We start from the raw sequence: 24,165 nt of genomic DNA, 5'->3' as shown, positions 1-24,165 counted from the left end.
CACCGACAGACAGCAATCGGGGACCACCGAATGACGCGCGCGAATCCCACCTCTCCCGCACGACGCAAAGAAGCGTGGACGCGTATCGGGCAGGTCCTTTCCGCCGCGACCACCGTGATCATGCTCGCCGGCTGCGAGGACAAGAACACGTTCGTGGCGCCGCCGCCGCCCAAGGTGGACGTCGCGACGCCGGTGCAGCGCCCGGTGACGCGCTACGTCGAGGCCACCGGCAACACGGCGCCGATCAAGAGCGTCGATCTCGTCGCGCGCGTGCAGGGCTTTCTGCAAACGATCGACTATCAGGACGGCACGTTCGTCAAGCAGGGCACCCAGCTGTTCACGATCGAGCCTGAGACCTACAAGCTCAAGGTCGAGCAGGCGAAGGCCGCGGAGGTCGGCGCGCAAGCCACGGTCAAGCAGACCGAAGCCGATTACAAGCGGCAGGTCGAGCTCGTGCAGCGCCAGGCGGTCTCGCAGTCCACCCTCGACACCTCGACATCGACCCGTGACAACGCTCAGGCCAACCTCCAGCAGGCCCAGGTCAATACGAGGCTGGCGGAGGTCAATTACGGCTACACCAGGGTGACCGCGCCGTTCGACGGCGTCGTCAGCGCGCACATGGTCTCGGTCGGCGAACTGGTCGGCGTCTCCTCGCCGACCCAGCTCGCCACCATCGTCGCGATGGACCCGATCTATGTGAACTTCACCGTCAACGAGCAGGACGTGCTGCGCATCCGCGCCGAGGCGGCCCGCCGCGGACTGACGCCCACGGATATGAAGCAATTCCCGATTCAAGTGGGGCTGCAGACCGAGACCGGCTATCCGCATGAGGGCAAGCTCGACTACGTCTCGCCGACCCTCAATCAATCGACCGGCACGCTGGCGGTGCGCGGCCTCGTCCCCAACGACAAGCGGGTGCTGCTGCCCGGCTATTTCGTCCGCGTCCGCGTGCCCTTCGACCAGGAGAAGAGCGCGCTCCTCGTTCCCGACACCGCGCTCGGGAGCGACCAGGGCGGCCGTTATCTGCTGGTGGTCAACAGCGACAACGTCGTCGAGCAGCGCAAGGTGCAGATCGGCCCGGTCGACAACGGGCTGCGCGTGATCGAAAGCGGCCTGAAGCCGGAGGACCGCGTCGTGACCGCGGGGCTGTTGCGCGTCATCCCGGGCCAGAAGATCGATCCGCAGATGACGAAGATCGAGCAGTCGCAGGCCTCGAGCAAGTAGGGGCGGCCAGCCATGATCTCAAAGTTCTTCATCGAGCGGCCGGTCCTCTCCAACGTCATCGCGCTCCTGATGATCCTGATCGGCGGCGTCGCGCTGTTCAACCTCGCCATCGCGCAATATCCCGATGTGGTGCCGCCGACCGTGCAGGTCACCACGCGCTATCCCGGCGCCAGCGCCAAGACGGTGATCGACACCGTGGCGCTGCCGATCGAGCAGCAGGTCAACGGCGTCGAGGACATGCTGTACATGCAGTCCTACAGCGGCTCCGACGGCACCTACACGCTGACGGTGACCTTCAAGATCGGCACCGACCTCAACTTCGCGCAGGTGCTGGTGCAGAACCGCGTCTCCAGCGCATTGTCGCAATTGCCGCAAGCCGTGCAGAACCAGGGCGTCACCGTGCAGAAGCGGTCGACCTCGATCCTGTTGTTCGTGACGCTGACCTCGCCGGAGGCGAAATACGACAGCCTTTACCTGAGCAACTACGCCACCATCAACATCCGCGACGAGCTCTCGCGCCTGCCCGGCGTCGGCAACGTCACCGTGTTCGGCGCCGGCCAATATTCGATGCGGATCTGGCTCGATCCCAACAAGCTGCAGGTGCGGGGCCTGGTGCCGCAGGACGTCATCAACGCAATCCAGCAGCAGAGCCAGCAGGTCTCCGCCGGCCAGGTCGGCGCACCGCCGACGCCGCCGGGACAGGCGTTCCAGTACACGCTCAACGTCAACGGACGGCTCGACGACGCCGGCCAGTTCGAGAACATCATCGTCAAGACAGGCTCGAGCGGCGACGTCACGCGGGTGCGCGACGTCGGCTGGGTCGAGCTCGGCGCGCAGACCTACAGCCAGATCTTCTCGCTCAACAAGCAGCCGGCCACCGGCATCGGCGTGTTCCAGTCGCCCGGCGCCAACGCGCTCCAGGTCGAGCAGGCGGTCGAGAAGAAGATGGCCGAGCTCGCCAAGCGCTTCCCCGAAGGCATCAAGTACGACACGCCGTTCGACACCACCAAGTTCGTCGAAGCCTCGGTGCACGAGGTCTACATGACCTTGATCGAGGCCGGCTTGCTGGTGCTGGTCGTGATCCTCGTCTTCCTGCAGGACTGGCGCGCGATGCTGGTGCCGGCGACGACCGTGCCCGTCACCATCATCGGCGCGTTCGCCGCGATGGCGGCGCTCGGCTTCACCATCAACATGTCGACGCTGTTTGCGATCGTGCTCGCGATCGGCATCGTCGTCGACGACGCCATCGTCGTGGTCGAAGGCGCCGCCCACAATATCGAGCAGGGCATGAACGGCCACGACGCCGCGATCCGCGCGATGGACCAGCTGTTCGCGCCGATCGTCGGCATCACGCTGGTGCTGATCTCGGTGTTTTTGCCGGCCTCGTTCCTCGCAGGACTGACGGGACGCATCTACTCGCAATTCGCGCTGGTGATCGCGGCCACCGCGCTGCTCTCCGCCATCAACGCGGCCACCTTGAAGCCGACGCAATGTGCGCTGTGGCTGCGGCCGGCGGTGCCGCCGGAGCAACGCAATTTCTTCTATCGGGGTTTCAATGCGGTCTATAACCGCGTCGAGCGCGGCTACACCAGGCTGATCACGTTTCTCGTGAAGCACGCCACCATCTCGGTCGCGTTCGCGCTGCTGGTCATCGCGGCCAGCGGCTACGGCCTGTCGCGCGTGCCGACCGGCTTCCTGCCGATCGAGGACCAGGGCTATCTGATCGCTGCCGTGCAGCTGCCCGACGGTGCCGCGCTGGAGCGGACGCAGGCCGTGCTCGACAAAGCGAGCGGGCTGATCAAGGACACGCCCGGCGTGGCGCAGGTCATCACCATCGCCGGCATCTCCGCGCTCGACAACAGCGCCAGCCTCGCCAATGCCGGCGTCGCCTACATCATCCTGAAGGACTGGGACGCGCGCAAAGGGCCAGGCGAGGATCTGCGCTCGCTGGTCTTTGGCCTCAACGACAAGCTCGCGGCCATCATGGAGGCCCGCACCATCGTGCTGCCGCCGCCGCCGATCCAGGGCATCGGCAACGCCGCCGGCTTCTCGATGCAGGTCGAGCTGCGCGACGGCAACAGCGATTTCGCCAAGCTGCAGGCCATCACCGGCGCGATAGTCAGCAATGGCCAGAGCCAGAGCGCGCTGCAGCGCGTGCAGTCCTCCTTCCGCTCGTCGGTGCCGCAATTCAATGTCGAGATCGACCGCGTCAAGACCCAGACGCTGCACGTGACGACAGATCAGGTGTTTTCGGCGCTGTCGACCTATCTCGGCTCGTCCTATGTCAACCAGTTCAACAAGTTCGGCCGCGTGTTCCAGGTCTACACCCAGGCCGATCCGGCGTTCCGCGTCACCGAGCGCGACATCGCCAACATGCAGGTGCGCAACTCGAACGGCGACATGATCCCGATCGGCACCGTCGCCAAGATCACGCCGGCCACGGGTCCGTCGCTGATCAGCCTCTACAACCTCTATCCGTCCTCGACCGTGATCGGCCTGCCGGCGCAGGGCTACTCCTCCGGCCAGTCGCTGAAGCTGATGGAGGAGATCGCGGACAAGACGCTGCCGCCCGGCACCGGCTATGAATGGACCGCGATGTCCTATCAGGAGAAGGCGGTCAGCAACCAGATCTACTGGGTGTTCGGGCTCGCCATGCTGCTGGTCTATCTCGTGCTCGCCGGCCAGTACGAGAGCTGGTATGCGCCGATCTCGGTGATCCTCGCCGTGCCGCTGTCGCTGCTCGGGCCGATGCTGATCCTCTCCGCCCTCAAGATCGACAACAACCTCTATTGCCAGATCGGCTTGATCCTGCTCATCGCGCTGTCGGCGAAGAACGCGATCCTGATCGTCGAGGTCGGCCTCGAGCTGCACGGCCGCGACGGCAAGCCGATCCTGGAGTCCGCGATCGAGGCGGCGCGTGCCCGCTTCCGGCCGATCCTGATGACCTCGTTCGCCTTCATCCTCGGCGTCGTGCCGCTGGTGCTCGCCACCGGCGCCGGCGCCAGCGCGCGCAAGTCGATCGGCATCACCGTGTTCTCGGGGATGCTGGCCTCGACCTGCCTCGCGGTGCTGTTCGTGCCGGCGTTCTTCGTGGTGGTGCAGCGCTTCGAGAACTGGCGGGCGAGCAAGAAGGCGGTGAAGGTGGCGGAGGTGAAGCCTTAGCTGCTTTTCGTCCGCTCAAAACAAAAGTGCGAAAACAACCCCATGCACAGTAGGGATGGGGTTGAAAAGGCTTGAGAAAATTTCGGTCTTGCCGAAGCGACTTGCCCCGTCGGGCAAAACAGGGGCAGAATGGCATCATGGGCGGAATGAGCGATCGTCCGCGCGCCCCTCGTCATTGCGAGCGCAGCGACTTGTCCGCCGAAGCCTTGGCGAAGGCGGAAGCAATCCAGACTGGCTCCGCGGAGGGACTCTGGATTGCTTCGTCGCAAGGGCTCCTCGCAATGACGAGTGGAGCGAGTTCGGCTCACGCCGCCTGCGGCGTGCGGATCTCGCGCGGCAGGATCAGCGCGGCGGCGATGGCGAGCAGGCAGAGGGCGGCGAAGGCGTGCAGCATGGTGACGAAGCCGCCCTGTTCGTAGAGCCAGGCGACCAGACCGACGGAGGCGCCGGCCGCGGTGAAGCCGACGAAATAGCGCACGGCATAGGCGCGCGAGCGCCACTCTTCCGTGGTGTATTTGCCGACCATGGCATCGTTCACCGTGACCTGACCGAACGCGCCCATGACGATGCCAATCGAGACGACGATCAACGGCAGGTTGGACAGGCTCGCCGCCAGATACAGGAACGGCGCCAGCATGAAGGAGAGCGGCAGCGCCACCGTCTTCAGCGAATAGCGGTCGAGCAGCCGGCCGATCGTGTACTGCGTCATCGCGCCGAACACGTAGACGCCGGCGGCGATGACCCCGAGCAGCGCCGGGCTCTTGGTCAGGTCGGCAAGGCGCTCGGCGAACAGTTTTGGCAGCGCGACGGTCACGGCGTTGAAGGTCGTGGAGATCGCGATCACCACGATCAACAGCGCCAGGATCACGCGCCACATGTCCCGTTTGGCCACCCGCGCCTGCGCTGCGGCCTGCTTCGAGCCCTTGCGGTCCTCGTGCACGACGCCCAGCGCGAAGGCGATTCCGATCAGGACCGTGACCACGCCGGGAACGATGAAGGCGAAGCGCCAGCCGAGATATTGGCCGATCACGCCGGTGACCAGGGCCGACGAGGCCACGCCGAGATTGCCCCAGACGCCGTTGACGCCCATTTCGCGGCCGAGCCGGTCGGCATAGGACACGATCATGGCGGTGCCGACGGGGTGATAGATCGAGGCAAAGATGCCGATCGCGAGCAGCGCCGCGCCGAGCTGGACCTGCGTTTGCACGAAGCCGACCGCGATCATGGAGAGGCCGATGCCGACGAAGAAGATCAGCATCATGTGGCGGCGGCTCCAGCGATCGCCGAGCCAGCCGGTGAGCAGCGAGCCGGCGCCGAAGGCGACGAAGCCCGGGGTCGCGTAAGGCAACAGTTCCGAATAGGCCATGCCGAGCGCCGGGCCCATGATGATGACAGCGGCGGCGAAGATCAGCATCGAATAATGGTCGATGAAATGGCCGGCATTGACGAAACCGATGACCCGGCTGGGGCTGTTCATTCCCGAATCCTCTCCTGCTCCGAAATGAGTTATATGTCCTCGCCATGACGGGATGCTGCCAATGACTGTCTTGGAAACGCCAATCCTGCGGGAGGTCCGGAGCAACCACCGCTCGCCCGCGGGCGTGCATCTGGTCGCTCGCGATTATCCCAAGGGGATGCGGATCGATCTGCACATGCACCGCGAGGCGCAGCTGATCTATGCAGCGAAGGGCACGATGCAGGTGACGACGCCGGGGGGACGCTGGCTGGTGCCGCCGGACCGCGCGGTCTGGGTGCCGGCCGGGCTCCAGCATGCCATCGACCTGCTCGCCGACATCGAAATGCGCACGCTCTATTTCGACCTGCCCTGGCTGGAACGCGGGCAGCGCTATGACGGCCTGTCCCGGGAATTCGTCGTGCGGGTGTCGCCGCTGCTCAATCAGGCGATCCTCGCCCTGTTCGACGGGCGCAGCACCGAGCAGCGCACCGAGCTGCTGGTGCGCCTGGTGATGCTGGAACTGCAGCAGGCCGAGGATTCCGCGACCTTCGTGCCGCTGCCCCGAGAGCCACGCTGCCGCCGCGCCGCGATGATCGTGCTCGACGATCCCACCGGCCTGCACGACATCGACACGCTGGCGCGCGAGGTCGGAACCTCCGGGCGTACGCTGTCGCGGCTGTTTTCGAGCGAGACGCAGCTGAGCTTCAAGAGCTGGTGCCAGCGCGCGAGGATTGCAGCGGCGATCGAGCGGATATCGACGGATGCGAGCGTGTCGGTGAAGCAGCTCGCGACCCAGCTCGGCTATGCCAGCGTGCCGGCGTTCTCGGCCGCGTTCCGCCAGGTGACGGGGCGGACGCCGACGGAGTTTGCGGGGAAGGGGTAGCCCCGATCTCGTCATTGCGAGGAGCCCTTGCGACGAAGCAATCCAGACTCTCTCGGCGGAGGGATTCTGGATTGCTTCGCTGCGCTCGCAATGACGGAGAATGTGGCTGCCGCCTCGTTCCCAAATGCCACCGCATGCTCCGTCCCCTCCGTCCGACATGCCGCCATTCTCCAAACGCACGGCCCAACTAAAGATGCCGCATTCGCCTGCTTGATTGTGATCGGCTTGCACCCAAATCCCGTGTAAGCTCCCGCATCACACCGACCCGATACGAAAGCCCAGATGGCCAACGCCTTCTTCTCCGACCTGCTTGCCACCATCTCCGAGCGCGGCCGCACGTTGCTTCGCCGGGGGGACGCCTCGAATACCAAACGGGATGCCGATGGACTGCTCGAGCTTTGTGGCGCGCTGCTGTCCGGCCGCGGCGAAGCATCCGGCACAGCCATGGCGCGCGAGGTGCTCGATCTCTATCAGGAGCTGGATGCGGAGGGACGCCGCAACTTCTTCGAAGGACTGGTACGTTTTTTCGGACCCGACCGGGAACGATTGTCCAAGGCCATCGAGCAATGGCGCGCCAAGCCGAGCGACGAGGATGCCAGCGCCCTGCACTTCGCCTCCGAGCCGCGGCGGCAGGAGCTGATCCGCCGCCTGAACCGTGCGCCCGGCGGTACCGGCGATCTCGTCAACATGCGCGCCGATCTGCTCGGCATGATGAACGGGCACACCGATCTCGCCGCGCTCGACCGCGACGTCTCGCATCTTCTCTCTTCGTGGTTCAACAGGGGGTTTCTCGTGCTGCGCAGGATCGACTGGTCGACCCCGGCCAACATCCTCGAAAAGATCATCCGCTATGAAGCCGTGCACGAGATCTCGGACTGGGACGATTTGCGCCGCCGCATCGATCCGGTCGACCGGCGCTGCTACGCCTTCTTCCATCCCGCGATGGTGGACGAGCCCTTGATCTTCGTCGAGGTGGCGCTGACCGAGACGATCCCCGGCGCGATCCAGCCCCTGCTCGCGGTCGACCGCCAGCATCTGCCGATCGAGCGCGCGCGCACCGCCGTGTTCTATTCGATCTCCAACACCCAGCGCGGCCTGGGCGGCATCTCCTTCGGCAGCTTCCTGATCAAGCAGGTGGTGGAAGAGCTGCGCCGCGAGCTGCCGAAGCTCGACACCTTCGTGACGCTGTCGCCGGTGCCGGGCTTCATGGCCTGGGTGAAGCAGGACAGGGATCTGCCGCTGTCGGACGAGGACCGCGAGGTGCTCAAGCGCCTCGACGATCCCAGATGGTTCGAAAGCCCGGAGACGGCGGCGCTGCTCCGCGCCGTGCTGGAGCCGCTCGCGGCGCACTATTTCCTCAAGGCGCGCACGCCGAAGGGCAAGCTGATCGATTCCGTCGCCCGCTTCCATCTCGGCAACGGCGCGCGGCTGGAGCGCATCAACTGGCTGGGCGACCTCTCGCCCAAGGGCCTGCGCGAGTCCGCCGGCGTCATGGTCAACTACCTCTACCGCCTCGACGACATCGAGAAGAACCACGAGGCCTATGCGAACGACGGCGAGGTCGTGGCGTCCAGCGCGGTGAAGAAGCTGCTGAAGGGTGAAGGGCGAAGGCTGCTGGACATGCGGCTGTCGTAAGGGGCGGACGCTTACCACATCGTCATTGCGAGGAGCCCTTGCGACGAAGCAATCCAGACTGTCTCCGCGGAAAGACTCTGGATTGCTTCCGCCTTCGCCAAGGCTTCGGCGGACAAGTCGCTGCGCTCGCAATGACGGAGTGTGTGGCAGCCAACTGCCAGCACATCCTCTAGAGTCAGATCAGCGTCCCGTACAAATCGTCCCAATTCGGATTGAGGCTCTCGATTAGGGCAAGCTTATTGGCCCGACTGCCGCCCTTGATCTGCTTCTCGCGCACAATCGCGTCGGTCATGGTGGCGTGCAGCTCGTACCAGACGAGAAGCTTGCAACCGTACTTTGAGGAGAAACCCTTTACCAGTCCTTCGCGATGCTCGAACGCGCGACGCGGCGGATTGGAGGTGACACCCGTGTAGATCGTTCCGTTGCGACGATTGGCGAACATGTACACGCAGGGTTGCTTCATGATCGTACTCGGCTGAGGACAGCTTTGACGAAAGCACAACCAAGAGATGATTACGAGACTTTCGCCACAGCGTCATTGCGAGGAGCTCTTGCGACGAAGCAATCCAGAATCCTTCCGCGGCGGGACTCTGGATTGCTTCCGCCTTCGCCAAGGCTTCGGCGGACAAGTCGCTGCGCTCGCAATGACGGAGTGTGTGGCAGCTCCTTGCGCAACTCTCTCCACCGTCATTGCGAGGAGCTCTTGCGACGAAGCAATCCAGAATCCCTCCGCGGAGAGACTCTGGATTGCTTCCGCCTTCGCCAAGGCTTCGGCGGACAAGTCGCTGCGCTCGCAATGACGGAGTGTGTGGCGCGGACGTCGCGCTCCAACGACACCCCTACTCCGCCAGCGCCTTCATCTCCTTGTAGAGATCCGACTTGCCTTCGAAGCCGATGCCGGCAAGCTCGGGCATGGTGATGTGGCCGTTCTCCACGCGGACGCCGTCGGGGAAGCCGCCATAGGGCTGGAACAGGTCGGGGTAGCTTTCGTTGCCGCCCAAGCCGAGGCCGGCGGCGATGTTGAGCGACATCTGGTGGCCGCCATGCGGGATGCAGCGGCTGGGGGACCAGCCATGGGTCTTCAGCACCTCCAGCGTGCGCTGGTATTCGCACAGGCCGTAGGACAGCGCGCAATCGAATTGCAGCCAGTCGCGGTCGGGGCGCATGCCGCCGTAGCGGATCAGGTTGCGGGCGTCCTGGTGGCTGAACAGGTTCTCGCCGGTCGCCATCGGGCCTGGATAGAACTCGGCGAGCGCGGCCTGCAGCGCGTAGTCGAGGGGATCGCCGGCCTCCTCGTACCAGAACAAGGGATAGTCGCGGAGCATCTTGGCGTAGGCGATGGCGGTTTCCAGGTTGAAGCGGCCGTTGGCGTCGACGGCGAGCTGCGCGTCCTTGCCGATCTCCTTCAGCACCGCCTCGATGCGGGTGCGGTCTTCGTCGATATCAGCGCCGCCGATCTTCATCTTCACGACGTTGTAGCCGCGGTCGAGATAGCCGCGCATCTCAGCCCGGAGCATCGAGAGATCCTTGCCGGGATAATAATAGCCGCCGGCCGCGTAGACGAAGACGCGCGGATTGGCTTCGACGCCGTGGCGTTCGGCGAGCAGACGGAACAGCGGCTTGCCCGCGATCTTCGCCACCGCATCCCACACCGCCATGTCGATGGTGCCGACCGCGACCGAGCGCTCGCCGTGACCGCCCGGCTTCTCGTTGGTCATCATCGCGGCCCAGACCTTGTCGGGATCGAGATTGTCGCCGGCGGCGTTGAGCAGCGATTTCGGATCGGCCTCCGTGATGCGCGCGGCAAAGCGCTCGCGGATCAGGCCGCCCTGCCCGTAGCGGCCGTTGGAGTTGAAGCCATAGCCGACGACGCGCTTGCCGTCGCGGACGACGTCAGTGACGACGGCAACGAGGCTGGTCGTCATCTTGGTGAAGTCGATATAGGCGTTGCGGATCGGCGATGAGATCGGCTTGGTGATCTCGCGGATGTCGACGATGCGGACGGACATGGGGTTGGGCCTTTCACTTTCGTCATTGCGAGCGCAGCGAAGCAATCCAGTCCGTCACCGCGGAAATAGTCTGGATTGCTTCGTCGCAAGGGCTCCTCGCAATGACGAGGAGAGAGCGGCGCGCGCTCAGTTCAAACTATTTCTTATTCCGGAAATACGGCTCCACCGGACCGTGCACCTTGATGGTCAGCGGGTTGCCGTAGCGGTCCTTGGCGTTGCCGGCAGCGACGCGGACCCAGCCTTCGCTGATGCAGTACTCCTCGACATTGGTCTTCTCGATGCCCTTGAAGCGGATGCCGACATCGCGCGCCAGGATGTCCGCGTTGTAATAGGGGCTGTTCGGATCGACCGACAGGCGGTCCGGAAATTCGTCGCTCATGATTGTCTCGCTTACAACAGTGTTTCGATTTGATTGCGCAGCCCTTCGGGCCGTGCGGTCGGCGCGTAGCGCGCGATCACCTTGCCGGCACGGTCCACCAGGAATTTGGTGAAATTCCATTTGATGGCGGCGCCGAGAAGCCCGGATTGCTGACGTTTCAGGTACTCGTACAAGGGATGCGCCTTCGGCCCGTTGACGTCGATCTTCTCGAACAGGGGAAAGGTGACGTCGTAATGGGTCGAACAGAATTCCTGGATCTCGCTCGCCTGCCCCGGCTCCTGCGCGCCGAATTGGTTGCAGGGAAAGCCGAGCACCGAGAAGCCGCGCGGCGAGAGATCGCGATGCAGCTCCTCCAGGCCGCGATATTGCGGCGTGAAGCCGCATTTGCTCGCAGTGTTGACGATCAAGAGCACCTGCCCCTCGAAACGTCGCATCGGGACCTCCTCGCCGGCGAGCGAGTTGGCCTTGAAGTCGTAGATGGCCGTCATCGCTAGCCCACGGGATCGATCGGCGACGGCGGCACGCCGCCGGCCTCGATCGCTTCGCCCGCGAGCAGGCACAAATCCTCGCGATAACGCCCCGACACGATGTGCACGCCGACCGGCGCCTTGCCGACGAGACCTGTGGAGACCACGAGGCCCGGCAGGCCCATGAAGGGGATCGCGATCTGCGGCAGCTGCGCTTCCCAGACGCGCTTGAAGGAGTCCTCGTCCTTGCGGTCGAGATGATCCGGGAACGGCAATTCGCCGGAGACCGGCGTCAGCAGCACGGCGTATTTTTCGAAGAACAGCATCCACTCGCGGGTCAGCGTGGCGCGCCGGGTCAGCGCCTTGGCGTAATTGGCCTGGTCCATCGGCGTGACCCTGGCGCGGTTGCCGCGCAGACAGGCCAGCGCGCCGGGATCGCCCTCGCGCTCGGCCATCTCCAGCTGCGCCTCATAGCCGTCGCCGAGCCAGAGCTTGATCTGCCACTCGACCGCCTCGCGCATCGGAGGGGTGTCCTCGATCACATCGACGGTCCAGCCGGCGCGCTCCAGCCGCTTGCCGGCATCGCTCACCGCCGCCTTTACCTCCGGCGCGGTGGCAAGACCGCCCGGATTGAGGCAGAGCGCGGCGCGCTTGTCCCGTGCGGGCCCTTGCAGCGGCACCGGCGCGAACCAGGGATCGCGGATGTCGCGGGCCGCCATGGCTTCGAGCGAGAGCTTGAGATCATTGACCGTACGCGCCAGCGGGCCCGACACCGCCATGATCTGCGGCCCGATCGGTCGCTCCGGCAGCGCCGGGTTGAAGGCGGGAATGCGGCCGAGCGTCGGGCGCAATCCGTGCACGCCGCAGGCATAGGCGGGATAGCGGATCGAGCCGGCGATGTCGGTGCCGTGGGCGATGTGGCCGATACCGGCAGCGACCGCCGAGCCGGCGCCGCCGGAGGAGCCGCCCGGCGTTAGCGAAGCGTCACGGGGGTTCTTGGTGTCGCCATGGACCAGATTGGTGGTGAACCAGCGGTAGGAGAAGGCCGGGCAATTGGTGCGGCCGAGCAGGATGGCGCCCGATTTCCGGAAATTCGCGACGACCGGATTGTCCTCGCGCGCGATCAGGTCGCGCTGCAGCTTGAGGCCATTGGTGGTGGCAAAGCCTTCCTGGTCGACATTGGCCTTGATGGTGACCGGCACGCCGGCGAGAACGCCGGGGTCCTCACCCCTGGCAATCGCGGCATCGACGGCATCGGCCTGCTTGAGCACGTCCTCCGGTCGGTGGTCGATCACCGCGTTGAGCTGGGGATTGACGGCATCGAGCCGCGCGAGACCGGCCTTGGCGGCCTCCCTGGCGGAGACTTTCCGGGATTTGACGAGGGTGGCGAGGTCGGCGGCCGACAGGCGCCAGAGATCTTGCATGGCTTGCTCCGTATGACCGGCGTCTTTTAGCGCCGGGAACGAGGCAAAGCCATGCGGATTTCGCGGGGGTACCTCAGTCATTGCGAGCGCAGCGAAGCAATCCAGACTGCCGCCGCGGAGGCAGTCTGGATTGCTTCGTCGCAAGGGCTCCTCGCAATGACGTTGAGGGGGCGCGGGCTTCTCTCGCCGCGTCGCGTCCGGCTAATGCCGTGTCGCGGACTGGTCCGGCATGTCGAGCAGCGCCTCGGTGAAGGGAAACTCCAGCACGATCTCGCCGTCGGCGTCGGTGACCTCGATGACCGCCTCCAGCAGCGCCGGCTGGGTTCCTTCCGACTTCACGACCTCGAGGATCATCTGGCGCGCGACCTCCCAGGCGCGGTCGGGGTTGCGCAGGTCCTCGCCGTCAGGATCCACGATCAGTTCGTCGCCGATGCGGGTGTTGAAGAAATATCTGGGCATGCCTGATCCAATGGGGTCGTCTGTCGCCGATGAGAAGCCGGTCCATACTCACAACTGGTTTATCCCGACAGGGATCACGACCTATCGGCAATTTTGCGTATCTGATCCGCTCATCTTTGCGGCCGCAATACGCCATCTTTGCAGTGCAACATTCCTCAGCCTACTACCTAGGTCGGGAAAATTTCACTGGCGAAGTTTTCCGCCCGCACTAATTTATCTGCGGGCGGATGCGTCCGAATTTGCGAAAAATGGAGAGCCAAATGGCCTGGAAAGCCCCGAAGATCGTCGAAGTGCCCTGCGGCATGGAAATCAACATGTATGTGAGCGCCATCCGCAAGTAAGCGGCTGGCGAGATCGCGTTCTGCGCAGGTGGTTCTTGGTCACGATACGTTTCCGGCAGACAGAAACCTTGTCCGAAACGGTCTCGGCCTGAGATCCACCTCGCGAATTCGCCTCCAGGAGACGGATCATGCTTCGCGTCGTCGTCCTGGGCGCCGGGGCCGGCGGCGGAGTTCCGCAGTGGAATTGCGGTTGCGAAGGCTGCCGCGCGGCTCGTGCGAATGGACATGAGCTCTTTCGAACCCAGGCCTCGGTCGCCTTCAGCGGCGACGGCGAGCACTGGTTCCTGATCAACGCCTCGCCCGATCTTCGCCAGCAATTGATTGCCACGCCGCAGCTGCATCCCAAGGCGGGCGCGCTGCGCCACACGCCGGTTGCGGGCGTGATTTTGACCAACAGCGAAGTCGATGCCGTGGCAGGCCTGCTGTCGATGCGCGAGGGCTCGCCGTTTACGGTGTACGCGCACGAGAAGGTGCTGGCGATCCTTGCCAGCAACAGCATCTTCAACGTGCTGAACGAGAAGAACGTGCGGCGCCAGCCGATCGCGATCCGCGAGCCGTTCGAGCCGCGGCTGCCGGACGGCACGCGCTCAGGGCTCGAGGTGCTGCCCTTTGCCGTGCCGGGCAAGTCGGCCTGGTATCTCGAAGGCAAGGTGCATCCGGGCGGGGTGAGCGGCGACGGCGACACGCTGGGCCTGAAGGTCACCGACAAGGCCACCGGCAAGTTCTTCTACTTCATCGCCGCCTGCGCCGAGGTGACCGACGCGCTCAAGGCCGAGATCGACGGCGCCGCGCTGGTGTTCTTCGACGGCACGGTCTGGCAGGACGACGAAATGATCAAAGCCGGGCTCGGCCACAAGACCGGCAAGAGCATGGGCCATGTCGCGATGTCCGGCGAGGACGGCGCCATTGCGCGGCTGGCCGACCTCAATATCGACAGGAAGCTGTTTCTGCATATCAACAACTCGAATCCGGCGCTGCTGCCCGGCTCCCCGGAGCGGAAAATGGTAGAACAGGCGGGCTGGCAGATACCCGCGGACGGAACGGAGATCGTGCTGTGAACGCCGCATCACTGACTGGAATGACCGCGCTCTCGATCGGCAAGGATCTGAGGCTCAACTCGGGCGAGGAGCTGGAGGCGACGCTGCGCCACATCGGCGCCACGCGCTATCACAGCCTGCATCCGTTCCATAAGCTGCTGCATGGCGGCAAGCTGAACAAGGGCCAGGTGCAGGCCTGGGCGCTCAACCGCTACTATTACCAGAGCACGATCCCGATCAAGGACGCGGTGGTGATCTCGCGCTTCCGCGACCGCGCCACGCGCCTGGAATGGCGCCATCGCATCGAGGACCATGACGGCGATGTCGGCAGCGAGGGCGGCATCGAGCGCTGGATCAAGCTGACCGAAGGGCTCGGACTCGACACCGCATACGTCGAATCCACCGAAGGCATCTTGCCGGCGACGCGCTTTGCGGTGGAGGCCTATGTCCACTTCTGCCGCGAAAAAAGCCCGCTGGAGGCGATCGCCTCCTCGCTGACCGAGCTGTTCGCGCCGAACCTGCATGAAGAGCGCATCGCCGGCATGCTGGAGCACTATGATTTCGTCAACCCCGACATCATGAGCTACTTCAAGCGCCGCCTGACCCAGGCGCCGCGCGATGCCAATTTCGCGCTCGATTATGTGAAGAAGCACGCCACGACGCCGGAGCAGCGCGCGCAAGTCTGCAATGCGCTGATCTTCAAGACCAACGTGCTATGGGTGCAGCTGGATGCGCTCCAGCATGCCTATGTCGAGGGCCACATTCCGCCGGGCGCGTTCGTGCCCAAAGCGAGCTGAGGGATTAGACTTATGGCCGGGCCGCGGAACATCAGCGTCAGCGAGGCAAGCCGCCCCGTGCTGCCGCGGCATGCCAAGCTCAGATATGACGAGACGCGGAAGGTCTGGGTGATCCTGGCGCCGGAGCGGGTGCTGGCGCCAGACGAGATCGCGGTCGAGGTCTTGCAGCTCTGCAACGGCGAGCGCAATGTCGGCGACGTCGCCGATCAGCTCGCCGCAAAATACGCCGCGCCACGCGAGGCGATCCTGGCCGACGTCATCGTCATGTTGCAGGATCTCGCCGACAAGGGCTTTCTCACCGAGATCAGGGAGAAGACGTCATGAGCGACGTGACCATCCCGCCCAGCGACAGCCTCGCGGTGCTGGAAAAGCAGCGCTCGACGGCGGAGACGTTCGGCATCCCGCTCGCCGTGCTGCTCGAGATCACCCATCGCTGCCCGCTGCAATGCCCCTATTGCTCCAATCCGGTCGAGCTCGACCGCTCGGGCAAGGAGCTGACCACCGACGAGTGGAAGAAGGTGCTGAGCGAGCTCGCCGAGATCGGCGTGCTCCAGGTGCATTTCTCCGGCGGCGAGCCGACGGCGCGGAAAGACCTGGTCGAGCTGGTCAAGCATGCCAGCGACGCCGGGCTCTATACCAACCTGATCACATCGGCCGTGCTGCTGACGCGCGAGAAGCTCAGCGATCTCGCAGCTGCCGGGCTCTGCCATGTGCAGATCTCTTTCCAGGGCATCGAGGACGGCCTCGCCGATCGCGTCGCCGGCTACAAGAACGCTCACCGCAAGAAGCTCGAGGTCGCGAAATGGACGCGCGAGCTCGATTTGCCGCTCACCGTGAACGCGGTGATGCACCGGCAGAACCTGCACCAGCTGCCGGACATCATCCAGATGGCGCTCGATCTCGATGCCGACCGGCTCGAGGTCGCCAATGTCCAGTATTACGGCTGGGCGCTGAAGAACCGCGCCGCCTTGATGCCGACGGTCGCGCAGTTGGAGGAATGCACCCGCCTCGTCGAGGAGGCGCGCGAGCGGCTGAAGGGCCGGCTGACCATCGACTATGTCGTGCCGGACTATTACGCGCTGCGGCCGAAGAAATGCATGGGCGGCTGGGGCCGGCAGTTCTTCAACATCTCCCCCGCCGGCAAGGTGCTGCCCTGCCACGCCGCCGAGAGCATCACCGGGCTCGATTTCGAATCGGTGCGCTCCAACCATTCGATCGCCTGGATCTGGCAGAACTCGGACGCCTTCAACCGCTATCGCGGCACCGGCTGGATGAAGGAGCCGTGCAAGTCTTGCGAATTCCGCGAGATCGATTTCGGCGGCTGTCGCTGCCAGGCCTTTGCGCTGACCGGCGACGCCGCCAACACCGACCCGGCCTGCGCGCTGTCGCCGCTGCACGAGACCATCTTCAAGCAGGCGGAAGCCGAGGCCGAGGGCGAAACCAACCGCTTCCTCTACCGCAACTTCGCCGGCGGCACCCTGGAATCCGAGAATGACGCCTGACGCGGACGCAGGCACAGCGGCCAAACGCACCGATCCCTTTGCGCCCTTGACCTGCGACATGCTCGACGTCGGCGACGGCCATGAGCTCTATGTCGAAAGTGTCGGCCGCGCGGACGGGATCCCTGCGGTCTACCTGCATGGCGGGCCCGGCAGCGGGTGTCAGCCGGACCATCGCCGCCTGTTCGATCCCGACCGTTTCTGCGCCGTGCTGTTCGACCAGCGCGGCTGCGGCCGCAGCCGTCCCAAGGGATCGCGCGAGCACAACACGATTGCGCATCTGATCGCGGACATGGAGACAATTCGCGAGAAGTTCGGCTTCGAGCGGTGGATATTGGTCGGCGGCTCCTGGGGCGCGACGCTGGCGCTGGCTTATGCAGAGGCGCATCCCGAGCGCGTCTCGGGCATCGCGCTGCGCGCGACGTTTCTCGGCACGCGGGCCGAGGTCGCGACCGCCTTCACTTCGCGCCTGTCGCAATTCCATCCGGCGCTGTACGAGGATTTCCTCAGCGTGCTGCCGCCCGAGGAGCGCGACCGGCCGGTGGATGCCTATTGGCGCCGCATCCTCGATGCCGACCCCGCCGTGCATGGCGCGGCGGCGAAAGCCTGGCACGACACCGAGCGCACCTTGTCCGAGCACAAGCCCGCAAGGACGCGGCTCGACCTCGCCGCGCTCAACGTCTGGCGCACATTGCCGGCGACGCCGTTCATGGAAGCGCATTATTTCGTCAACGACAGCTTCATGACCGCTGACCAGCTGCTGCAGAATGCGGGGAGACTCGACGGCATTCCCGGCATCATCGTGCAGGGTCGCTATGACCTGCTGTGTCCTCCCGCGACCTCCCAGGCCCTTGCGAAAGTCTGGCCCGGTTCCGAGCTTCGCATCGTGGAAGAAGCCGGCCATTCGCTCTATGATGGCGGCGTGAGGGACGTGGTCATGAAGTCGATCGCGGACCTTGCGTCGAAGATCGGGCGATGAGAGGACAAGAAGAATGCCGCTCGCCGGAAAGGGCATGCTGCTGACGTCGATGAACATCGACGCTTCGGATGAAGCCGATTTCAACCGCTGGTACGATCGCGAGCATCTGGAAGAGCGCGTCGCGATCGACGGATTCCTCGAAGCGCGGCGCTATGTCGCGCACGCCGCCAATCCCAAATATTTGTGCCTGTATTCGACCGAGGCTCTCGACGTGCTCGACGGCCCCGCTTACAAGGCGCGCCTCGCGAGCCCGACCGACTGGTCGCGGCAGACCATGGCGCGCTTTCAGGACATGCTGCGCGTGGTCGCGCGCATCACCATCAGCGAGGGCACCGGGCGCGGCACTGCGCTCGGCGTGGTGCGGCTGCGGCCGACGCCTGATAATGCCGCGCCCTGGCGTGATGCACTGCAAGAAAAGCTCGTGCCGAACAAATGCGACGGCATCATCTCGATGCATCTGCTCGAAACCGAGCCGGAATTGTCGGGCGCAACGGCGGGAATTCCGGCGGTGCGCAACGAGGGCGCGCGCGACTGGTTCGTCCTGATCGACGGCACACATGTCAATGCGGTCTCCGCCGTCATCGCTGAGCGCTTCACCGGCCCGGCTGCGGCGCCCTTCCCGCTCCCCATCTCCGTCGGCACCTACTGCCTGATGTGGGACCTCGCGAAGAGCGACATCGCACAGAGCTGACGTAGGAAATTGCTGCGCTGCCGCCAACGCCGTCATTGCGAGCGCAGCGGAGCAATCCAGAATCTTCCCGCAGAGGCAGTCTGGATTGCTTCGTCGCAAGTGCTCCTCGCAATGACGGGGATGGAGCAGAGTGCGATGCTGCACCGCACGCACATCCGCGCGCGGTCATTAATGCCGTGCACGCGCAGCTCCCATGAAAGCGGGGAAGCGGGCAAATTTGCCGTTGTACTTCGGAACGGTTCTAATAAGCTAACCCAATGACGTCATTCAGAAACCAGATCGAAGCGCGTTAAGCGCTCGCCAAAGCTCAACAAAAAAGGCCGCGGGGTCTTTGAGCCTGCGCGGACAGGGTAGGAATGAAACCGACCGATATCGCGGCCCCCGACTACTTTCACAAAGTGGTCGATTGCCAATGGGCCTGTCCTGCGCACACCCCGGTTCCCGAATACATCCGACTGATCGCCCAAGGCCGCTACAGCGACGCCTATATGATCAATTGGAAGTCGAACGTGTTTCCCGGAATCCTGGGACGCACCTGCGACCGTCCATGCGAGCCGGCCTGCCGGCGCGGACGCGTCGAGGAAACCCCCGTCGCGATCTGCCGCCTCAAGCGCGTTGCCGCGGATTTCAAGGACGACATCAAGCAGCGACTGCCGAAGCCCGGTCCGAAGAACGGCAAGCGCATTGCGCTGGTCGGCGGCGGTCCCGCTTCGCTGACGGTGGCGCGCGATCTCGCCCCGCTCGGCTATCACTGCACCGTGTTCGATGCCGACCCGGAAGCCGGCGGCATGATGCGCACGCAGATCCCGAAATTCCGCCTGCCCAATTCGGTGATCGACGAGGAGACCGGCTACATCCTGAACCTCGGCGTCGAGTTCAGGGGCGGTCACCGCATCGACAGCATGAAGGCGCTGATCGCGGAGAAATACGACGCGATCTTCGTCGGCTCCGGCGCGCCGCGCGGCCGCGAGCTCGACATTCCCGGCCGGAAAGAGGCAGCTAGCAACATCCATATCGGCATCGAATGGCTGGCCAACGTGTCGTTCGGCCATGTCGACAAGATCGGCAAGCGCGTGATCGTGCTCGGCGGCGGTAACACCGCGATGGACTGCTGCCGCACCGCACGCCGGCTCGGCGGCGAGAAGGTCACGGTGGTCGTGCGTTCCGGCTTCGAGGAGATGAAGGCCTCGCCCTGGGAGAAGGAGGACGCGATCCACGAGGATATCCCGATCCTCAACTACATGGTCCCGGTGGCATTCAAGCATGTCGCCGGCAAGCTGATCGGCGTCACCTTCCAGCACGTCAAAGCCGAATACGACGCCAAGGGCCGCCGCAATCTGGTGCCGTCGGGCGATCCCGATCAGACCATTCCCTGCGACGACGTGCTGGTCGCGGTGGGTCAGGAGAATGCATTCCCCTGGATCGAGCAGGATTGCGGCATCGAGTTCGACAAATGGCACATGCCGAAGGTCGATCCGAAGACCTTCGCCTCGACCAATCCGAAAGTATTCTTCGGCGGCGATGCCGCGTTCGGCCCGAAGAACATCATCTGGGCGGTCGCGCACGGCCATGACGCCGCGCTGTCGATCCACAAGATGCTGTCGGGCGAGGACATCACCGAGCGCCCGCTGCCGGAGGTGCAAATCTCCTCGCAGAAGATGGGCATCCACGAATGGAGCTATGACAACGACATCTCCAACGACAAGCGCTTCAAGGTGCCGCATCGCGACAAGGTCGTTGCGCTGAAGGACATCCGCGCCGAGGTCGAGCTCGGCTATGACGTCAAGCTGGCGCTGGGCGAGGCGCATCGCTGCCTGAACTGCGACGTGCAGACCGTGTTCTCGACCTCGCTCTGCATCGAGTGCGACGCCTGTGCCGACATCTGCCCGATGGACTGCATCACCTTCACTGACAATGGCGAAGAGAGCGACCTGCGCCAGCGCCTGAAGGCGCCCTCGCCGCGCCCGGACCAGGACCTCTACGTGTCCAGCGATCTCAAGACCGGGCGCGTAATGGTGAAGGACGAGGATGTCTGCCTGCATTGCGGGCTGTGCGCCGAGCGTTGTCCCACCGGAGCCTGGGACATGCAGAAATATTTCATCGATATGACCCACGCAGGTTCGACATGTCCGACAAAAAGCCGCTCAGCAGCGTAAACGACTTCGTCGTCCGCTTCGCCAACGTCAACGGCTCGGGCTCGGCCAGCGCCAACGAGATGTTCGCGCGTGCGATCCTGCGCCATGGCGTGCCGGTGTCCCCGCGCAACATCTTCCCCTCCAACATCCAGGGCCTGCCGACCTGGTACGAGGTGCGCGTGACGGAAGAAGGCCATCTCGGCGCCCGCGGCGGCGTCGACCTGATGGTGGCGATGAACCCGCAGACCTGGGACAAGGACGTCGCCGGCATCGAGCCCGGCGGCTATTTGTTCTACGATTCCACCAAGCCGATGCCGTCGACCAAATTCCGCGACGACATCACCGTGATCGGCGTGCCGCTGACCGCCATCACCAACTCGACCTATACCGATCCGCGCCAGCGCCAGCTGTTCAAGAACATCATCTATTTGGGCGCGCTCAGTGCACTGCTCGACATGGACCCCAAGCTGATCGAGCAGCTGATCGGCGAGCAGTACAAGGGCAAGGAGAAGCTCTTGTCCTCCAACGTCCACGCGCTGCATCTCGGCCGCGACTGGGCGCTGCAGAATCTGAAATGCCCGATCGGGCTCAGGGTAAAGAAATCAGACAAGGTCGGCGACCGCATCTTCATCGAGGGCAACAGCGCCGCCGCGCTCGGCGCGGTCTATGGCGGCGCCACCGTCTGCGCCTGGTATCCGATCACGCCGTCATCCTCGGTGGCGGAGGCCTTCACCGCCCATTGCAAGAAGTACCGGCACGATCCTGAAACCGGCAAGGCGAAATACGCGATCGTGCAGGGCGAGGACGAGCTGGCCTCGATCGGCATCGTCATCGGCGCCTCCTGGAACGGCGCCCGCGCCTTCACCGCGACATCAGGCCCCGGCATCTCGCTGATGACGGAGTTCATCGGCCTCTCCTATTTCGCCGAGATCCCCGCCGTGATCATGAACATCCAGCGCGCCGGCCCCTCCACGGGCATGCCGACCCGCACCCAGCAATGCGACATCATCGCCTGCGCCTATGCCTCGCATGGCGACACCAAGCATGTGCTGCTGTTCCCGGAGGACCCGGCCGAGGCCTTCGAGTTCGCGGCTGCCGCCTTCGATCTCGCCGAGCGTCTGCAGACCACGATCTTCCTGATGCTCGACCTCGACATCGGCATGAACCACCGGCTCTGCCGTCCGCTGAAGTGGGACGATGCGCGGCAATACGACCGCGGCAAGGTGATGACGGCGGAGATGCTGGAGGAAGGCCGCGACTTCGGTCGCTATCTCGACGTCGACGGCGACGGCATTCCCTACCGTACCTATCCCGGCACGCATCCGACCAAGGGCTCCTACTTCACCCGCGGCACATCGCGCGACCGCTATGCGCGCTATTCCGAGGAAGGCACGGTCTACGCCGACAACATGCAGCGCCTGGTGCGCAAGTTCGAAACCGCGCAGGACCTCGTCCCGCGGCCGCTGCAGGCCAATGCGGAACGGCCGACCAAGTATGGCGTGATCTATTTCGGCTCGACCTCGCCGGCGATGGACGAGGCAATAGGGCTTCTGGAGGCGCGCGGACATCAGCTCGACCGGATGCGCATCCGCGCCTTCCCATTCCATTCGAGTGTGGCAAGCTTCCTCGCCGAGCACGATTTCGTCTATGTCGTCGAGCAGAACCGCGACAGCCAGCTGCGCCAGCTCATCGTCAACGAGAACGGCATCGATCCCGTCCGTCTGGTGCCGATCGTGCATTATGACGGCACGCCGATCACCGCCCGCTTCATCGCCAAAGCCATTGGCGACCACCAGGACCACCTCAAGGTGACCCCGCTCCGCAAGGCCGTGTCATGATGGTAAATCGCATCCACATCGTCATTGCGAGCGCAGCGAAGCAATCCAGACTGCCTCCGTGGAAAGACTCTGGATTGCTTCGTCGCAAGGGCTCCTCGCAATGACGATGTGGATACAGCGGGGGACTATTCGATCGTTCTCTTCGCGAGAAGATACCGCGAGGAGAGGGAGCAGAGAGAAACGTTCATGACCTACATCGCAAAACCGAAATTCCATCATCCGGGCCTGAAGAAGAACGCGCTCGGCTACACGCATCGCGATTACGAGGGCAAGATCTCGACGCTGTGCGCCGGCTGCGGTCACGATTCGATCACGGCTTCGATCATCGAAGCGTGCTACGAGCTGTCGATCGAGCCGCATCGGGTGGCAAAGATCTCCGGCATCGGCTGCTCGTCGAAGACGCCGGACTATTTCCTCGGCAATTCGCACGGCTTCAACTCCGTGCACGGCCGCATGCCATCCGTGCTCACCGGCGCCAACCTCGCCAACCGCGATCTGATCTATCTCGGCGTCTCCGGCGACGGCGATTCCGCCTCGATCGGCTTCGGCCAGTTCGCGCATTCGATCCGGCGCGGCGTCAACATGACCTACATCGTCGAGAACAACGGCGTTTACGGCCTGACCAAGGGCCAGTTCTCGGCGACCGCCGACCGCGGCTCGAAGAGCAAGAAGGGCGTCACCAACACCGACAACGCCATCGACCTCGTCGCGATCGCGCTGCAGTTAGGCGCCACCTTCGTGGCGCGCTCGTTCTCGGGCGACAAGAGCCAGCTGGTGCCGCTGATCGCCGCCGCGATCGGCCACAAGGGCGCATCCTTCATCGACGTCATCAGCCCCTGCATCGCCTTCAACAACCATGCCGGCTCGACCAAGAGCTTCGATTATGTCCGCGAGCACAACGACGCCGTGAACCGGCTCGACGTGCTGGTCGGCCGCGACCCGATCGCGGTGGACTACGCGCCTGGCACGGTGCAGGTGGTCGAGCAGCACGACGGCAGCAAGATCGCGCTGCGCAAGATCGACGCCGACTACGATCCGCATGACCGTCTCGGCGCCCAGACCTTCCTCGCGCGGCACGCCGCCAAGGGCCAGATCGTCACCGGTCTTCTGTACGTCGATCCCGATGCCGACGACCTGCACGAGCATCTCAATACGGTCGAGACCCCGCTCAACGCGCTGGAGGCGGACACGCTCTGCCCGGGTTCGGCGGTGCTGGACAAGATCAACGCCAGCCTGCGGTGATCAACGGCGCCGGACTGAAACGGGCTGCCTGACTCGTATGGTGATCTTGTCAGACACGACGGGCGGATCGAAGGGGTAGTGCTTCGCATCGCCCAGCACCAGTTGCAGCGTGTGCGTGCCGGGCGGAAGCTCGAGAAACGTTTCGGTTTGCCCTGCCCCGAAATGCAGATGGGACTTGTCCTGCGGGATCGGTTCCTTGGTGTCGATGGGCTCGTTGACGTCGACCAGCAGATGATGATGACCGGCGTTCTGGTAGTCATCGCCGGCATGCGTCACGCCCATGTTGCGCAGACCGAACCGGACCCAGAACCCACCTCGGATCTTCTGCCCGTCCTGCGGGGTGATGAAATAGAGCTTTGCGTCTTTGGGAGCGGTTTTGCCCTGAGAGTAAGCAGGGCTTGGCAGCAAAACACCTGACAGCAAAACACTTGCCACCAAAACACCTGGCGGCAATGCGAGCGCCGCCGCCAGCGCGGCGCAGCGAATGATTTTCATCAAACCTCCTCCA

General features: G+C 64.4%; 22 protein-coding genes. 14 read left to right on the top strand and 8 right to left on the bottom strand.

Annotated features, from left to right (window positions below; genetic code table 11):
* Positions 1-30: 30 nt before the first annotated feature.
* Positions 31-1,224, top strand: coding sequence for an efflux RND transporter periplasmic adaptor subunit (locus tag DCG74_RS13555; protein WP_172786850.1), 1,194 nt, complete (start codon positions 31-33; stop codon positions 1,222-1,224).
* A gap of 12 nt (positions 1,225-1,236) precedes the next feature.
* Positions 1,237-4,386 carry an efflux RND transporter permease subunit gene (locus tag DCG74_RS13550; RefSeq protein WP_172786851.1) on the top strand — a complete coding sequence of 1,050 codons (3,150 nt, stop codon included), beginning with the start codon at positions 1,237-1,239 and terminating at the stop codon, positions 4,384-4,386.
* Positions 4,387-4,690: 304 nt separating this feature from the next.
* Here the strand turns inward: DCG74_RS13550 and DCG74_RS13545 are convergent, their stop codons facing one another.
* Positions 4,691-5,863 carry an MFS transporter gene (locus DCG74_RS13545; protein ID WP_172786852.1) on the bottom strand — a complete coding sequence of 391 codons (1,173 nt, stop codon included), beginning with the start codon at positions 5,861-5,863 and terminating at the stop codon, positions 4,691-4,693.
* 61 nt (positions 5,864-5,924) lie between these two features.
* On the opposite strand from DCG74_RS13545, the gene DCG74_RS13540 reads away from it, so the two are divergent.
* Positions 5,925-6,725: a helix-turn-helix transcriptional regulator gene (locus DCG74_RS13540; protein WP_172786853.1), complete on the top strand. Its 801-nt coding sequence runs from the start codon at positions 5,925-5,927 to the stop codon at positions 6,723-6,725.
* Between the two features lie 282 nt (positions 6,726-7,007).
* Complete coding sequence (locus DCG74_RS13535; RefSeq protein ID WP_172786854.1) at positions 7,008-8,360, top strand: malonyl-CoA decarboxylase; 1,353 nt, start codon at positions 7,008-7,010, stop codon at positions 8,358-8,360.
* A gap of 175 nt (positions 8,361-8,535) precedes the next feature.
* On the opposite strand, the gene DCG74_RS13530 is transcribed toward DCG74_RS13535, so the two are convergent.
* The 6 genes from DCG74_RS13530 to DCG74_RS13505 form a co-directional block, all read right to left on the bottom strand.
* The gene (locus DCG74_RS13530; RefSeq protein ID WP_172786855.1) at positions 8,536-8,823 is read right to left on the bottom strand and encodes a GIY-YIG nuclease family protein; all 288 of its coding nucleotides are present in this window, start codon (positions 8,821-8,823) and stop codon (positions 8,536-8,538) included.
* A gap of 376 nt (positions 8,824-9,199) precedes the next feature.
* The gene (tarD, locus tag DCG74_RS13525) at positions 9,200-10,369 is read right to left on the bottom strand and encodes a D(-)-tartrate dehydratase (RefSeq protein ID WP_172786856.1); all 1,170 of its coding nucleotides are present in this window, start codon (positions 10,367-10,369) and stop codon (positions 9,200-9,202) included.
* Positions 10,370-10,505: 136 nt separating this feature from the next.
* On the bottom strand, positions 10,506-10,748 hold the full coding sequence (locus DCG74_RS13520; RefSeq protein ID WP_172786857.1) for a DUF3297 family protein: 243 nt from the start codon (positions 10,746-10,748) through the stop codon (positions 10,506-10,508).
* Positions 10,749-10,759: 11 nt separating this feature from the next.
* Positions 10,760-11,236, bottom strand: coding sequence for a glutathione peroxidase (locus DCG74_RS13515; protein WP_172786858.1), 477 nt, complete (start codon positions 11,234-11,236; stop codon positions 10,760-10,762).
* A gap of 2 nt (positions 11,237-11,238) precedes the next feature.
* Positions 11,239-12,639, bottom strand: a complete 1,401-nt coding sequence (locus DCG74_RS13510) for an amidase family protein (RefSeq protein ID WP_172786859.1) — start codon at positions 12,637-12,639, stop codon at positions 11,239-11,241.
* A gap of 201 nt (positions 12,640-12,840) precedes the next feature.
* Entirely contained in the window at positions 12,841-13,098 is a 258-nt protein-coding gene (locus DCG74_RS13505; protein WP_036007354.1) for a hypothetical protein, read from the bottom strand.
* A 260-nt stretch (positions 13,099-13,358) separates the two neighbouring features.
* Between DCG74_RS13505 and pqqA the strand changes: the two genes are divergently transcribed.
* The 10 genes from pqqA to DCG74_RS13455 all read left to right on the top strand — a co-directional run bounded on the left by pqqA (position 13,359) and on the right by DCG74_RS13455 (position 23,657).
* Complete coding sequence (gene pqqA, locus DCG74_RS13500) at positions 13,359-13,439, top strand: pyrroloquinoline quinone precursor peptide PqqA (protein ID WP_172786990.1); 81 nt, start codon at positions 13,359-13,361, stop codon at positions 13,437-13,439.
* 128 nt (positions 13,440-13,567) lie between these two features.
* Positions 13,568-14,497: a pyrroloquinoline quinone biosynthesis protein PqqB gene (gene pqqB / locus DCG74_RS13495; protein WP_172786860.1), complete on the top strand. Its 930-nt coding sequence runs from the start codon at positions 13,568-13,570 to the stop codon at positions 14,495-14,497.
* A gap of 20 nt (positions 14,498-14,517) precedes the next feature.
* The gene (pqqC, locus tag DCG74_RS13490; protein ID WP_210268362.1) at positions 14,518-15,273 is read left to right on the top strand and encodes a pyrroloquinoline-quinone synthase PqqC; all 756 of its coding nucleotides are present in this window, start codon (positions 14,518-14,520) and stop codon (positions 15,271-15,273) included.
* A 12-nt stretch (positions 15,274-15,285) separates the two neighbouring features.
* Entirely contained in the window at positions 15,286-15,597 is a 312-nt protein-coding gene (gene pqqD, locus DCG74_RS13485; protein ID WP_172786862.1) for a pyrroloquinoline quinone biosynthesis peptide chaperone PqqD, read from the top strand.
* Positions 15,594-16,775, top strand: a complete 1,182-nt coding sequence (gene pqqE / locus DCG74_RS13480) for a pyrroloquinoline quinone biosynthesis protein PqqE (protein ID WP_172786863.1) — start codon at positions 15,594-15,596, stop codon at positions 16,773-16,775. The genes pqqD and pqqE overlap by 4 nt, the downstream gene beginning before the upstream one ends.
* Positions 16,765-17,751, top strand: coding sequence for a prolyl aminopeptidase (gene pip / locus DCG74_RS13475; protein WP_172786864.1), 987 nt, complete (start codon positions 16,765-16,767; stop codon positions 17,749-17,751). The genes pqqE and pip overlap by 11 nt, the downstream gene beginning before the upstream one ends.
* 13 nt (positions 17,752-17,764) lie before the next feature.
* Positions 17,765-18,442, top strand: a complete 678-nt coding sequence (locus DCG74_RS13470) for a DUF4286 family protein (protein ID WP_172786865.1) — start codon at positions 17,765-17,767, stop codon at positions 18,440-18,442.
* A 356-nt stretch (positions 18,443-18,798) separates the two neighbouring features.
* Entirely contained in the window at positions 18,799-20,598 is a 1,800-nt protein-coding gene (locus DCG74_RS13465; protein ID WP_172786866.1) for an FAD-dependent oxidoreductase, read from the top strand.
* Entirely contained in the window at positions 20,568-22,415 is a 1,848-nt protein-coding gene (locus tag DCG74_RS13460) for a 2-oxoacid:acceptor oxidoreductase subunit alpha (RefSeq protein WP_172786867.1), read from the top strand. The genes DCG74_RS13465 and DCG74_RS13460 overlap by 31 nt, the downstream gene beginning before the upstream one ends.
* Positions 22,416-22,601: 186 nt before the next feature.
* Positions 22,602-23,657: a 2-oxoacid:ferredoxin oxidoreductase subunit beta gene (locus DCG74_RS13455; RefSeq protein ID WP_025034408.1), complete on the top strand. Its 1,056-nt coding sequence runs from the start codon at positions 22,602-22,604 to the stop codon at positions 23,655-23,657.
* Here DCG74_RS13455 and DCG74_RS13450 read toward each other — a convergent pair whose 3' ends face one another.
* A complete protein-coding gene (locus DCG74_RS13450; RefSeq protein ID WP_172786868.1) occupies positions 23,658-24,152 on the bottom strand; it encodes a DUF4399 domain-containing protein in 495 nt (164 codons plus the stop codon).
* Positions 24,153-24,165: the final 13 nt, after the last annotated feature.

The organism is Bradyrhizobium sp. WBAH42, assembly GCF_024585265.1.
In the GTDB taxonomy this organism is placed as follows: domain Bacteria; phylum Pseudomonadota; class Alphaproteobacteria; order Rhizobiales; family Xanthobacteraceae; genus Bradyrhizobium.
This window is presented reverse-complemented; position numbering and strand designations above follow the sequence as displayed.